At 39.9% G+C, this 13,244-nt stretch carries 13 protein-coding genes; 5 read left to right on the forward strand and 8 right to left on the reverse strand.

Annotated features, from left to right (window positions below; all coding sequences use genetic code 11):
* Positions 1 to 8: 8 nt before the first annotated feature.
* Positions 9 to 1,103: a S1 family peptidase gene (locus GS399_RS09445; protein WP_160844380.1), complete on the reverse strand. Its 1,095-nt coding sequence runs from the start codon at positions 1,101 to 1,103 to the stop codon at positions 9 to 11.
* 10 nt (positions 1,104 to 1,113) lie between these two features.
* Complete coding sequence (locus GS399_RS09450; RefSeq protein WP_160844381.1) at positions 1,114 to 1,680, reverse strand: RNA polymerase sigma factor; 567 nt, start codon at positions 1,678 to 1,680, stop codon at positions 1,114 to 1,116.
* Between the two features lie 130 nt (positions 1,681 to 1,810).
* Between GS399_RS09450 and GS399_RS09455 the strand changes: the two genes are divergently transcribed.
* From GS399_RS09455 to GS399_RS09465, 3 genes are all read left to right on the forward strand, one after another.
* Positions 1,811 to 2,014, forward strand: coding sequence for a hypothetical protein (locus tag GS399_RS09455; RefSeq protein ID WP_160844382.1), 204 nt, complete (start codon positions 1,811 to 1,813; stop codon positions 2,012 to 2,014).
* A gap of 69 nt (positions 2,015 to 2,083) precedes the next feature.
* Complete coding sequence (locus GS399_RS09460; protein ID WP_160844383.1) at positions 2,084 to 2,275, forward strand: hypothetical protein; 192 nt, start codon at positions 2,084 to 2,086, stop codon at positions 2,273 to 2,275.
* A gap of 129 nt (positions 2,276 to 2,404) precedes the next feature.
* On the forward strand, positions 2,405 to 2,614 hold the full coding sequence (locus GS399_RS09465) for a hypothetical protein (protein WP_160844384.1): 210 nt from the start codon (positions 2,405 to 2,407) through the stop codon (positions 2,612 to 2,614).
* Positions 2,615 to 2,702: 88 nt separating this feature from the next.
* Here the strand turns inward: GS399_RS09465 and GS399_RS09470 are convergent, their stop codons facing one another.
* From GS399_RS09470 to GS399_RS09490, 5 genes are all read right to left on the reverse strand, one after another.
* A complete protein-coding gene (locus GS399_RS09470; RefSeq protein ID WP_160844385.1) occupies positions 2,703 to 6,140 on the reverse strand; it encodes an efflux RND transporter permease subunit in 3,438 nt (1,145 codons plus the stop codon).
* 31 nt (positions 6,141 to 6,171) lie between these two features.
* Positions 6,172 to 7,266: an efflux RND transporter periplasmic adaptor subunit gene (locus tag GS399_RS09475; RefSeq protein WP_160844386.1), complete on the reverse strand. Its 1,095-nt coding sequence runs from the start codon at positions 7,264 to 7,266 to the stop codon at positions 6,172 to 6,174.
* A 19-nt stretch (positions 7,267 to 7,285) separates the two neighbouring features.
* Positions 7,286 to 8,626, reverse strand: coding sequence for a TolC family protein (locus GS399_RS09480; protein ID WP_160844387.1), 1,341 nt, complete (start codon positions 8,624 to 8,626; stop codon positions 7,286 to 7,288).
* Positions 8,627 to 8,636: 10 nt separating this feature from the next.
* A complete protein-coding gene (locus GS399_RS09485) occupies positions 8,637 to 9,245 on the reverse strand; it encodes a TetR/AcrR family transcriptional regulator (protein WP_160844388.1) in 609 nt (202 codons plus the stop codon).
* Between the two features lie 91 nt (positions 9,246 to 9,336).
* On the reverse strand, positions 9,337 to 10,338 hold the full coding sequence (locus GS399_RS09490; protein ID WP_237487921.1) for a glycerophosphodiester phosphodiesterase: 1,002 nt from the start codon (positions 10,336 to 10,338) through the stop codon (positions 9,337 to 9,339).
* 110 nt (positions 10,339 to 10,448) lie between these two features.
* Here GS399_RS09490 and purB point away from each other — a divergent pair, with 110 nt between their 5' ends.
* Both purB and GS399_RS09500 read left to right on the forward strand, forming a co-directional pair.
* Positions 10,449 to 11,792 (forward strand): adenylosuccinate lyase, encoded by a 1,344-nt coding sequence (purB, locus tag GS399_RS09495; RefSeq protein ID WP_160844389.1) that lies wholly within the window; start codon positions 10,449 to 10,451, stop codon positions 11,790 to 11,792.
* A gap of 80 nt (positions 11,793 to 11,872) precedes the next feature.
* Positions 11,873 to 12,439, forward strand: coding sequence for a NifU family protein (locus tag GS399_RS09500; RefSeq protein WP_160844390.1), 567 nt, complete (start codon positions 11,873 to 11,875; stop codon positions 12,437 to 12,439).
* Positions 12,440 to 12,448: 9 nt separating this feature from the next.
* On the opposite strand, the gene GS399_RS09505 is transcribed toward GS399_RS09500, so the two are convergent.
* Positions 12,449 to 13,237, reverse strand: a complete 789-nt coding sequence (locus GS399_RS09505) for an inositol monophosphatase family protein (protein WP_160844391.1) — start codon at positions 13,235 to 13,237, stop codon at positions 12,449 to 12,451.
* Positions 13,238 to 13,244 lie beyond the last annotated feature (7 nt).

The raw sequence follows: 13,244 nt of genomic DNA on the forward strand, positions 1-13,244 counted from the left end.
TGTAAAGATTAATAAACCTTAACCATAAATATGTAATCCCTGATCTTTTTGATCTGAGATGGCCGGTTGAGGCCTGCCAAAGCATTCTTTTTATTTATCACCAACTTGGAAGTCAGGGAATCTTCAGGAATATCGTTGATTGCTTTAAGAATGAAATCAGTTTTTACCGCAAAAGCAGCACCCTCGATCTGGTCTTGTTTACCTTTAACAATTCCTATAATATTTCCTCTTGGATCAATCAGCGGACCGCCGCTATTACCGTTATTAACGGGCATAGAAACCTGGTAAGCAGTTGTATCTCCGGAATATCCATTGCGTGAACTCAATATTCCGCTTCCTATAACCGGTTCATCCTTTGAGAACCCGATGGTATAAACATCTTCTCCGAGATCGGAAGTCTTTTTAAAGGTATAAGGAAGGGAATTATAATTTTTAAAATTAGAATCGACAATTTTAAGAATTGCCACGTCACTTTCCTTATCAGAATAAACGGTTTTCGCTTTGAATGCTTCGCCATCCGTATTCTGCACATAAACCGAATCAGCGCCGCTTATTACATGATAATTGGTAAGGACATATCCGTTGGTAGTCAGTGCAAAACCTGTTCCGCCGTATTTAGCCGGGATGGTTGGCGCATGGGGTTTCATATCACGAAGCAACGCATTTTGAGATTTCGTTATGTTGTCAATGCGTTTATCCATCTCTATTACACGGCGAAGCGCGTTATAGTCCGCTTTCTTCTCGTTGAATACACCAACCGAAAATAACGTTGTAAACACAGCTAATATCGCCACAGAAGCCGCTATACCAATGCTTGCGCGATATTTCTTCCACATCACTACCACCATAGCAGGTTCCTTTATAACAGAACTTCTGATAGCTTCAATATTCATCGATTGATGAATACGGTTCATCTGACGTTTTAAAGCAAGATTCTTTCCGTAATCAGCGAGTTCTTTCATAAGAGCAAGGTGAGCCACTACCTGCGCATTTAATACCGGATCTTCCGTACGTAACTGCTCAAAAGCCCTGCGCTCCTCTGCCGGCATCTCTCCCCTCAAATAGGCCTCAATTTGATTGATCAGTTCCATTTCTGTATTCATTTCGTATATATTAAGACTGAAAAAACAGTTTTTTCAATCGCTGCAAGCATTTATATTTTTGATTCTTTGCATTATCGGCATTAGTATATCCAAATTTTTCGCAGATATCCTGCATGGATTTACTTTGCATGTAAAAATCCTCCAATATAGTTTTGCAAGGTTCGCCAATCTGGCTGAGAGCTGTCTCTATTTTTTTGAATTGCCTGTCCTTCTCTTCATATGATTCGAGATCATCTTCAACAGGCAGAATATCTTCAAAATCCTTTATATTATTTGAACTTCTGCTCTTCTGACTAAGCTTCTTCAGCCATAGCCGCCTTGCAACAGAGTAGATAAAAGTTTTAAGCTTACTGCTTAACTGGAAATTCCCGCTCTTAATTTTGTTGTACAAAACGATGATGGTTTCCTGGTATATGTCTTTCGCATCATCATCATCACCCGTGTTGCTTAAAATAAACTGCAAAACCATCGGGAAATATGCTTTATACAACTGGTTAAGTGTTTCTTCTGAGCCTTTTAATACACCCTCAATTACTTCGCTATCTGCTGGGAATGACTTTCTTAACTCTCTGTTCACTCTTTAATACGATGTTTGATGAATAGTAACCCAATGATAAAGAAAAAAAATCGGGAATTAATTTATAACGCAAAGGGTTACTTTTTATTGATTAAAGGAATTAAGGGAAGAACTAAAATAAAACTACACTATGAAAAACACATTAAAAACAGGATTAATTGCAATGGGAATTGCATTATCAATCGCGGCTTGTAATTCTAACAAATCAGGCGGCAGTTCAGATTCGACTGTAACTGACACATCAATGAGTACTACTGATAGCACGGGCGTAATGGGCACCGATACTACGAGCAGTACAACGCTCGACTCTACTGCGGCGGATACAACAAAATAGTAAACTCTAAAGAATCGTCGGTTAGCAGACGGTTCTTTTTTTATAATTATTAAACTTTATCAAAAACACATGAAAAGATTATTCAACGTAGCATTTTTAGCATTAGCAGTTTCGTTATCAGTTGCTGCATGCAGCTCAAACAAAAGCGCAACATCAGCAGATTCTACTACTGTAGATTCAACAGTTACAACTGATACTGTTAGTACAACTGATTCAACTGTGACTGACACAGCTAAGGCTGACACTACAAAGAAAATGTAATTACAACATTTCTAAATGATGAACCCGCTTTTTGCGGGTTTTTTTATTTTTTTAATTTTTTTCGGGTTACCTTTTAAAAAGGCAGGTATTAAGCTGTAAACTTATTAATTACTTTAAGAACAAAACAACATGAAAAATTTATTCAAATTCGGTTTCTTAGCTTTAGCTATCTCTTTGTCAGTTGCTGCTTGTAACTCAAACAAAACTTCAGAAGCTACTTCTGACACTATCGATTCAACTGCTTCAGTTAAAACTGATTCAATCGATTCAACTGCTTCAGCTGCAAAAGACACTGTAGATTCTTCAGCTTCAGCTGCTAAAGATTCAGTTAAGAAATAATTGAACCTTAAGGTCAACAAAAAAACCTCCGCTAATCGCGGAGGTTTTTTTGTTTAAAAGAAAAGCACCCATTTGGGTGCTTTCTTTATTATTGATAGTTTTCTTCAAGAGTTTTTACTTCCGCTTTAGCAGCAGGTTGCTTTTTAAATTTAGCACGAAGCCATGCCTTCATATTAATACGGATCAGGTACATACAAGGAACCAATATTAACGTAAGGAACGTTCCGAATGCTAACCCGAAGATCATTGTCCATGATAACGGCCCCCAGAATGCTACGTTATCGCCACCAAAGTAAAGGTGAGGATTGAATTCTGTAAACAACGTGGTGAAATCGATATTCAACCCGACTGCCAGCGGAATTAATCCAAGTATCGCGGCAATTGCTGTAAGAATTACCGGCGTCATCCGGGTACGGCCAGCTTCAACAGCGGCATCATAGCCTGACATCCCCTGTTCGATCATATAATCAGAGAACTCTACCAGCAAAATACCGTTTCGGACTACCACACCGGCCAGTGCAATGATACCAACCATCGTCATTACAATTACGAAACTCATGTTGAATATCGTTAATCCTAATAATACGCCGATGATACTGAATATGATCTCACTTAAAATAATCAGTGTCTTACCGATTGAGTTAAACAGTAAGATCAGGATCAGGATGATCATACCAATAGCCGATAAAAGCGCACCGGCAAGGAACGAAGCGGCTTCATTTTGTTCTTCCTGCTCTCCAGCCATATTCACCGTTATTCCGGCAGGAAGTTTATAACTGCTTACTTCTCTTTTTATACTGGCAACTACATCGTTAGCGTTGAACCCGGTTAACACGTTTGATCCTAAAATAATGATCCGTTTTTGCTGCTTACGTTTGATACCCCCATAGGAATTAACGTAATCGACATTCGCTACTGCAGAAATAGGAACCTGACGTATAATTCCCCCCATGCCCATGTCACGGTAAGTCATTTTCATGTTACGGAGTGCATCAATGTTATTGCGTTGCGATTCCTCGGCCCTGACATTTATTTCATAATCTTCTTTCTGATCATGAAACTTTGAAACTTCATACCCGTAAATCGCCGCACCTAAATTTTGAGCGATTGTGTTAGAAGTGATACCTTGACGATTAGCACGTTCGCGGTCTACATCGAAAACTATTTCAGGCTTATTATTTTGAAAATCTGATCGTAATTCCTCAACCCCTGGAATATTCTTTTTCGTCAGATATGCACGCAGGCGTTCGGACGTTTTTACCAATGTATCCAGGTTATCTCCGGAAATCTCAATACTGATCGGTTTGGCCGTCGGCGGACCGCTTTGTTCCTGGTTAACACTTATCTGAGCGCCAGGTATTCCTTTTACAGCATTCCGAATTTTAGTCAGATATGTTTTTGTATCTGCGCCATTCCTTTTACCAAATTCTACGAAAGCAACGGTCACTTTACCACGGTTTGGATAATCACCCTGGTCTTCGTCCTGAGGATCAGTTACACCTTTCGTAACATTCGAAATCACTGATGATACTACAGGGTCAATTTTACCATCTTTTGAAACTACTCCGATGACACGGTCTTCAACCTTTTTCGTAATCTGATTAGTATATGCCTGATCAGTACCAACAGGAAGTGAAATGTAAACGTAAACGAAGTTTGGATCCGAAGAAGGGAAAAACTCAACTTTCGGACTTCTGATTACCGTAAATACTATCGAAAGTACCAGCAATCCAACCGTTCCTAATAAGGTTGTCCACGGCCTGTGAAGGAACCATTCGAGCCTTTTAGTATACCAGTTCTGGAATCTTGGCCACCCGTGTTCCTGGAAGCTTTTGATGACGCCTTCCAGGACAAAATGATGGAATATATAAAGCAAATAAATAAATATAACGAAGTTTCCAATGCCTACATTCATCAGGTAACCGAGCAGGGCAAATACTGCAAAGCCGATTGAGGTACGTTTTACCTGGCGGTCGAACTTTGGTTTGCCGTGTTCATGTTCCGTGTGCGGCTTCATGAAATCGACCGCGAAGACAGGATTGATAATATAAGCGATAATCAATGATGCTACCAGCGTTACAATCAATGTGGCAGGCAGGAAAAACATGAACTTCCCGATTATACTATTCCAGAAAAGCAGCGGAATAAACGGTGCCAATGTCGTAGCTGTTCCGGAAAGTACCGGCATAAACACCTCGCCAGCAGCCATTTTTGCAGCTTTTTTGATCGGTACTTTACCGTTGTTGAAAATACGGTGTGTGTTTTCGATTACGACGATCGCATCATCCACAACAATCCCGAGCGCAAGCAGGAAGGAGAAGAGTACGATCATGTTCAAGGTAAACTTGAAATCGAAAAGACCGCCAAGCATTGGCATGGCGATAAATGCAAGGAAACACGATAAAGGAACGGAAAGCGCAACAAAGATCGCATTTGTAACACCCATAAAGAACATCAAGACAATAGTAACGAGTACGAAACCGATGATGATCGTGTTAATTAAATCGTGCAGGGTGACGCGTGTTTGGTCAGACTGGTCGCCGGTAATTGTAATGTTTAACCCTTTTGGCAACTGGTCTTTTTGCATATCCTTAATCAGCGCCTGGATTTTATCAGAAGCCTCAATCAGGTTCTCACCGCTTCGTTTTATAACGTTTAATGTAATTACATTCTTTCCATATAATCTGGCGTAGCTTTCCTGCGTTTTAAAGCTGTCTTTAATTTCGGCAATGTCCCGGAGATAAATCGTTTTACCAGAAGGATTTTGGATCACAAGGTTTTGAAGATCATCAGCGGATTTGAAATCCATCTTCACGTTAATGCTTCTTCTTACACCGTCAACAGGAACGGTTCCTCCGGAAGAAGTAACGTTTTCAGAACCAACTGCCTGGCCGATATCCTGAAAGCTAAGCTGAGCGGCAGCCATCTTATTCAAATCAACGTTAATTTGAATTTCACGATCAAGCGCACCAACAATATCTACCTTTGAAATTTCAGGAAAACTTTCAATCTTTTCCTGCAAATCATCTGCGTATTCTTTCAACTTTTTCAGATCATAATTACCTGATAAATTGATATACATTACAGGAAGGTCCGAAAGATTAATGTCCTGAACTACCGGATCTTTAAATCTTGTGTCGCTGGTAGGAAGGTCTGGTTTAGCTCGGTCTACCGCATCTTTTACCCGCTGTTTGGCAACGGTCATGTCCACGTTTATGTCAAACTCTGCAGTAATGATCGAATAATCCTGGTACGAGTTCGATGTGAGTTTTTTTAATCCCTGCGTGGCTTTAAGCTGTTTTTCAAGTTGCTTAGTCACCAATTTCTCCATGTTATCCGGAGATGTTCCTGGATAAGCAGTACTAACAAAAATCTTAGGTATTTGTACCTCGGGAAAGTTTTCCTTAGACAAATTATTATAACCTATCAAACCCATGATGGTTATAATTACCGTCAAAGCATAAATGGCCGTTTTATTGTCAATGGCCCAGCTTGACGGTTTAAACTCTTTCTCTATATCTTGCATCTGGTTTCAGATTTTGGTTTCAATACTTCGGTTAATTAACGATAGTAACCGGATCGCCATCTTCAAGATTCTGCGCACCTTCCGTAATCACCTTGTCTCCTGCTTTGATTCCTGCTAAAATCTCCTGCTGCCCTCCGTAAATATTTCCGGTTTTTACAGCAATACGTTTGGCAGCATTGTTATCGGCTAAGTAAATGAAAGAACCATCCGGGGTTTTTTGAATAGCTTTTAAAGGAACAACCAATGCATTTGGCTTATTGTAAGATACGATTTTCAATACCGCCGTCATATTCGGTTTCAAAGTATTTTTCGACGGAAGTTTAACCTCAACATTAAAGCTACGCGAAGTTGGATCGATAACTTTAGACGCATAGGTAACAACAGCATCAACTGAATCAGCAGCGTCAGGAATGCTGATTAGTACATGATCACCCTGCTTAATAGTACCAGCGTATGATTCGGCGATATTTGCCTTAACTTTTAAACGGCTCAGATTTACAATGCGAATTCCCTGGCTTCCCGGCTGTATAACTTGTCCCAGTTTTAAATCCATCTGGTCAACCGTTCCGCTGATAGGCGAAACGATGCGATACATGTTCGACTGAGCACGCAAAGTTGACATTTGTTTCTGTGCGACATCGCGGTTGGTTTTAGCCTGAATAAACTGAACTTCGGTTCCAATTTTTTGATCCCAAAGGTTCTTTTGACGATCATAAAGGCTGTTTGTAAGTTCCACCTGGGCCTGTGCCTGGGCGATTTGCTGTTGTACCGTCTTGTTGTCAAGTTGAACCAAAACCTGGCCTTTACTTACCTGCTGACCGGGATGAACATAGATTGCCGTGATCACTCCGCCAGCTTCCGCATTTGGTGTTACATTGTCTTCAGCGTCAATCGTTCCCTGAACTTCAACATAGTTTTTGAAAGTCGACGGTTCGATACTTACAACCGAAACATCAGCTTTGCTATCGGTAGAATCTTGCTTACCGGTTTGGGATTCAAGAACGGCAATTTTTTGCGCTATTTCCGCCTGCTGTTTTTTCAAGTCAGCGAGTTCAGTTTGCTTATCTTTTTTGCCGCCGCAAGCTGCCAGAAAAATAAATATTAAAGGGTAAAATGATCGTTTCATACTATTTGTTGTTGGGAGATTACTTGATATTACCTAATGCCTGATTTAAATCAACTCTGCTAACTAGCGCATTATATAATGCTTCGATATAATTCAACTCGGCGGTTTCTAATTGCGTTTGTGCCTGGGTTACTTCGATACTTGAACCAACGCCCTGCTGATATTTAATTTTTGAAACCCGAAGCACTTCATTTGCGAGATCCATATTTTGCTTCTGATTATTGTATGACGCAAGTGAATTGCTAAAATTCGTTCTCGCCTGCTGTACCTGGAGATTGATAGAATTTTTGGTATCGTTCAACGTATTAATACTTTTCAATACCTCAACATTGGCTTGTCTAACCTGGTTAAGGCGTTGCAATCCACTGAAAATCGGCACATTCAATTGTAAGCCGACAATAAGGGAGGGAAAAGAATTTCCGTACAAATTGTTGAAGAAGTTATTTTGAAAGGAGTATGATCCGTTCGAAAACGCCGATAAAGTTGGAAGATATTGGCTTTTATAACGTTTCAGATCCAGCTCATTTAATTTTTTCTGAGTTTCAAGCAATCCATACTCAATCCGGTTGTGATAAGCTGTTGAATCCATCGCAGTATTGCTGTTCGCTGCTTCGCTGATATTCAGGTTTGCAATCTTTTCTTTAATAATAAGATTCTCCGAAACAGGCATTCCCATCTGGAATTTTAGAAGTTGCACAGCCAACGCCAGTGAGCGCACTGTATTTTCGCGCGCGGTTACCAGGTTGTTATATTGGACATTAATCCTATCTACGTCAATCTTTTCCGAAAAACCCTGCTTATTCAACTGAGTTACTTCATTACGTTGTTGTGCTATTTCTTTAATGTTAGCGTCCACCAGCCTCAGTTGCTCATCGTTAACCAAAACCTGGTAATAGGCCTTGGTTACGGATGCATTTGTTTCTATCTGAGTCCTGGTAAAACTCCGCTGAGATAATTCCTTGTAAGTTTTCGATGCTTTCAATCCTACCAGATACGTACCGTTAAATAGCAATTGCGTGGCCTGAAACGCCACTGTACTTTGATATTTTACGCCAAATTTAACTGGGATAAAGGTGCCTGGCTGCCCTACAAACTCACCGGGAAGCAAAGTAGTTGGCAACTTCAGATAATCCTGAAAATTTGCGGTACCATCTATTTGCGGTAAACCAATGCCGATGGTTTCTTTGACTTTATATTCCGCTTTCTTTATGTCAAGCTGCGCGTTTTTAACGCTAACCTGATGCTCGTAAGCGTAATCAATACATTGCTGCAAGTTGAAATTATGTATTTGCGAGGTATCCTGCTGCGCGACAGCGGTAAATCCTGCAAACACAAATATTAGTGTGTATAACTGTTTCATTAGTGAGAGTTTAGTTTTCATTCGTGTTTCTGTATTCGTTTAGCAATTGATGCCCTTTTAGCGAGCAAACCCCATATAAAAAATGTTCTGTTATTTCAGTCATCACTTCAACTAAACTGTAATCATTAGTCATATACATTCCTGATAACACTCGTTCTACCTGTTCTAATCTTAAGCGTGTCAGTATATCAATATTAATGTCCGACCTAAAGAGATTTTCGTGTATCCCCCGTTCCAGATTGCTGCGTATCGCCTCTTTTAACTTGGTATCTTTAAATTTTTTGAAAATGTTCCAAACTTCCGGATGATATTTTTGCAAGTCGTAAAAAAGCATTGCGTTGGTATTAGATAATAATTGTTTCATTTCTGTTACACTGGAAAAAATTTCCTCAACGGCGTTTTCCGAGTTTTTGATTGAAACGTCTATCGCACATTCCTGCAATTCCATCCGGCCTGCTATCAATACTTGAACCAGTTCGTTTTTATCTTTAAAAAACTGGTATATCGTTTTTTTCGATATGCCCAACTGCCTGGCGATATCATCCATCGTAACACTTTTAATACCATACCGGCAAAAAAGCTTATCGGTTTCTGTTAAAATATGCTCCTTAATATCCAATTAATGGTAAAATTTTATCAACGCAAAACTACGGAAACTTTTTTCAATTCAAAAGTTTCCGAGGAAAAAATATCTAATAAAATGAATGAGATTATTTGGCCAGCTTTTTAAGCAATATTTCAGGTTCGTTTGTCGTAATGAAATCTGCCTTATTTTTAAGCAGCCAATCCATATCAGCCTCGTCATTTACTGTCCACACATTTACGTCGATATTTTTCTCGCCGGCTTCTTTAAAAATAGCTTCGTTCTTTTTCAGGACGCTGTAATGGTAATCCAGGCCATTCATTTTGTTTTCAGATAATTCGCCGACTGATTTGTCACCGTTCAGGTACTCAACGTTAGCGTAAGGCTGCAACTGCCTGATAAGCTTACAAACATCCCAATCGAAACTTATATAAGTAATCCAGGCTTGTGCTTTTTGTTCATGTACCATGTTCAATACCTTTTTTGTGAGCGCCAGGGAACGTTCCTTACTCACAATCGATGCTTTAATTTCCAGGACAAGTTTTGTTTTATTTTGTGTCATTACCTCCTGCAGGTAAGCTTCAAGAGTTGGAAGTTGCTCACCGTTGGAAAGCTTTAATTTGGAAAGTTCAGCAGACGTTGTTTGTTCAATCGCCACGCCCTGAAGTTTAGGATCGTGGTGAATATAAATAACAGAATCGCCGGAAAGATGAACGTCGGTTTCGCTGCCCGAACAACCTAGCTCTATTGCCTTTTTTAAAGAACCGATTGAATTCTCGGTCTCGCCTGTGTTCTTCCATGCTCCGCGATGTGCAACAACAGGATTTTTCAGGAAGTCGTTTCGTACGATTCTGAACGTGTCAATATGATTTTCGTTATCGGCGATCATTACATCCCGCCACTTGTCATTAAGTGCTTTCGTATTTACATAGAGCTTGTATCCTTTTAGCCGGAATTTTTCCGAACCGGCGCCAATAAGTTTCACCGGGCCTTCCTTTCCGATTAAAGTACCAACATATTTATTTCCTTTTTCAAAAGTATAACCGCTTAATTGCGAATAGCTTTGTCCCGATACATTTAAAACCGCCATAAAACAGACTGCTGCAGAGATGATTTGCTTGAATTTCATTGATATCTTTTTGTTGGCAATTTATCTATTTCGCGTTAAGCCAATATTAACGAATCGAACAATTGCCGCAATTAACAAAAAATGTAACTTTGGCCTTTAATTCACAAAAAATGAGCTTTTCGCCTTTATACGCTATATCGCCTGTTGACGGACGTTATAGAAACACTACTCATGAACTTGCTTCTTATTTCTCGGAGGCAGCTTTAATTGAATTTAGAGTGTATGTTGAAATTGAGTACTTCATTGCACTTTGTGAACTGCCGTTACCTCAGTTAAAAGATTTTGACAAGTCAAAGTTCGCTGATTTACGAAGGATTTACGAACGCTTCCACCAGGATGATGCAGAACGTGTAAAGGAAATCGAAAAAGTCACGAATCACGATGTTAAAGCGGTAGAATATTTTCTAAAAGAAAAGTTCGATAATTTAGGTTTGTCCGACTTTAAGGAATTCATTCACTTCGGCTTAACTTCTCAGGATATTAACAACACTTCTATCCCTCACTCGTTTAAATTGGCAGTTGAAAAAAGCTATATGCCGGCGATTAACGGACTAAAAGACCTGCTTAAAAAACTTGCCGGGGACTGGAAGGACATACCAATGCTAGCCCATACACATGGACAACCGGCATCTCCAACACGCCTTGGAAAAGAAATACTGGTTTTTGTTGAGCGGATTGAAGCTCAAATCAAATTGCTTAAGCATATTCCGTTTTCTGCAAAGTTTGGTGGTGCAACAGGAAATTTTAACGCGCATGTAATTGCTTATCCAAAGATTGACTGGGTTGTTTTCGCGAACAATTTTGTAAACGGAACTTTAAAGCTGAACCGTTCACAGTACACTACCCAAGTTGAGCATTACGACAACTTCGCTGCACATTGCGACGCATTAAAACGAATTAACAGCATTTTGATTGACCTGGACCGCGATATGTGGACCTATATCTCAATGAATTATTTCAAGCAGAAAATCAAAGCCGGCGAAGTAGGATCATCCGCGATGCCGCATAAAGTTAACCCGATCGATTTTGAAAACTCAGAAGGAAATCTTGGCATAGCCAACGCTTTATTTGAGCATTTAGCTGCAAAACTTCCGGTTTCCAGGCTTCAGCGCGACCTTACAGATTCGACCGTTTTCAGGAATATAGGTGTTCCGATGGCGCATACGCTGATTGCCATCAAGTCGACAATTAAAGGGCTGAATAAACTCCTGCTTAACGAAGCGAAAATTAAAAGCGATCTGAATGATAACTGGGCCGTTGTTGCCGAAGCTATTCAAACAATCCTCAGAAGAGAGTCTTATCCTAATCCATACGAAGCACTGAAAGAGCTAACCCGCACAAACCATCAGGTGAATGCGGAAACAATTGCAGGCTTTGTCGAAACACTTAATATCTCCTCATCAGTTAAAGAAGAAATTAAGCGTATTAGTCCGGAAACTTATACCGGGGCCTAGCAGTCATTTTGCGGTAAAAACTCTGCAAGCTATATACCGGCCTCTAAAAAATGGTATTTTTGTATACAAATAATTTTGTCATGAGCACAGCAACATCGAACATAAACGTATTTACAGAATCAACGCCAAATCCTGCTACTATGAAGTTTTTGGTAAACAAATTACTGATTAACGGCAGTGTTGATTATGCTACCAAAGAGAGCGCTGAAAAATCACCTTTTGCAAAGGAGCTGTTTAAGTTTGATTTTGTTAACGGTGTATTTTTTGCCAGCAACTTCGTAACAGTTACCAAAACAGAAACTGCAAGCTGGGATGATATTGAACCGGTATTAAAAGATTTCGTTAAAGGCGCTGTCGAAGCAGAATTAAAAGTTAAAGACGACATATCTGAACAGGAAGTTTCGTTCGAAGGCAATGAAGCAGAAGTTAAAATTCAGCAAATTCTTCATGATTATGTCCGTCCAGCAGTTGAACAGGACGGCGGAGCCATTACGTACAAATCGTTTAACGAAGGCGTTGTAACTGTTGAATTGAGGGGTTCATGCAGCGGTTGTCCGTCATCAACCATCACATTGAAGGCTGGTATTGAAGCTCTTTTGAAACGCATGGTTCCGGAGGTTACCGAAGTGGTTTCTGAAGCGTTGTAAATTAAAAATTTAAAAATATTTCTGAATCACAGACAGTAACTCGTCTGTGATTTTTTTGTTGGTAGCAACAATTTCACGCGAATTGAAATATTCTGTTCCGCCTGAAAAATTGAATGTCTGTCCGCCGGCTTCATTGACAAGGACTATACCTGCAGCCATATCATACGAATTGAGATTGTATTCAAAATATCCATCATAGCGTCCACAGGCAACATAGGCCAGGTCAACCGCTGCAGAACCAACCCTGCGAAGGCCATGGCAAACCTGTGTCAAATCCCTGAAAACATTAATATATTTTTCAAGCAAATCAAATTTGTAATAAGGAAACCCGGTAGCAAGCAATGATTGGGAAAGGTCGACATTTTCAGAAACTTTAATCTTAGTTCCATTAAGCCAGGCACCACCATCTTTCCAGGCGTAAAAACATTCATCCCGGTTTATTTCATACACAACGCCAGATACAAGTGCTCCCTGATACTCTAACGCTATACTTACCGAATACGCCGGCAGGCCATGTATAAAATTAGTTGTTCCATCCAGCGGATCAACGATCCAGTTGTAATCTTCGCCCTGTATATTCAATGTCTTTTCTTCGGTGATAAAACCTGCCTCCGGGAGCAAGGACTTCAGCCCTTCTACGATCCTTTTCTCTGCTTCTTTATCAACATATGATACCAGGTCATTCAATCCTTTGTACTCGATTTTTGAGGAACTGAAATTTAGCGACTCATTACGTATAAACGAGCCAGCCGACCTTGCGATCTCCGAAACCTTAAAAGTAATTTCTTCTAAATTCATCTCTCGC

Source organism: Hufsiella arboris (assembly GCF_009834875.1).
Taxonomy (GTDB): domain Bacteria; phylum Bacteroidota; class Bacteroidia; order Sphingobacteriales; family Sphingobacteriaceae; genus Hufsiella_A; species Hufsiella_A arboris.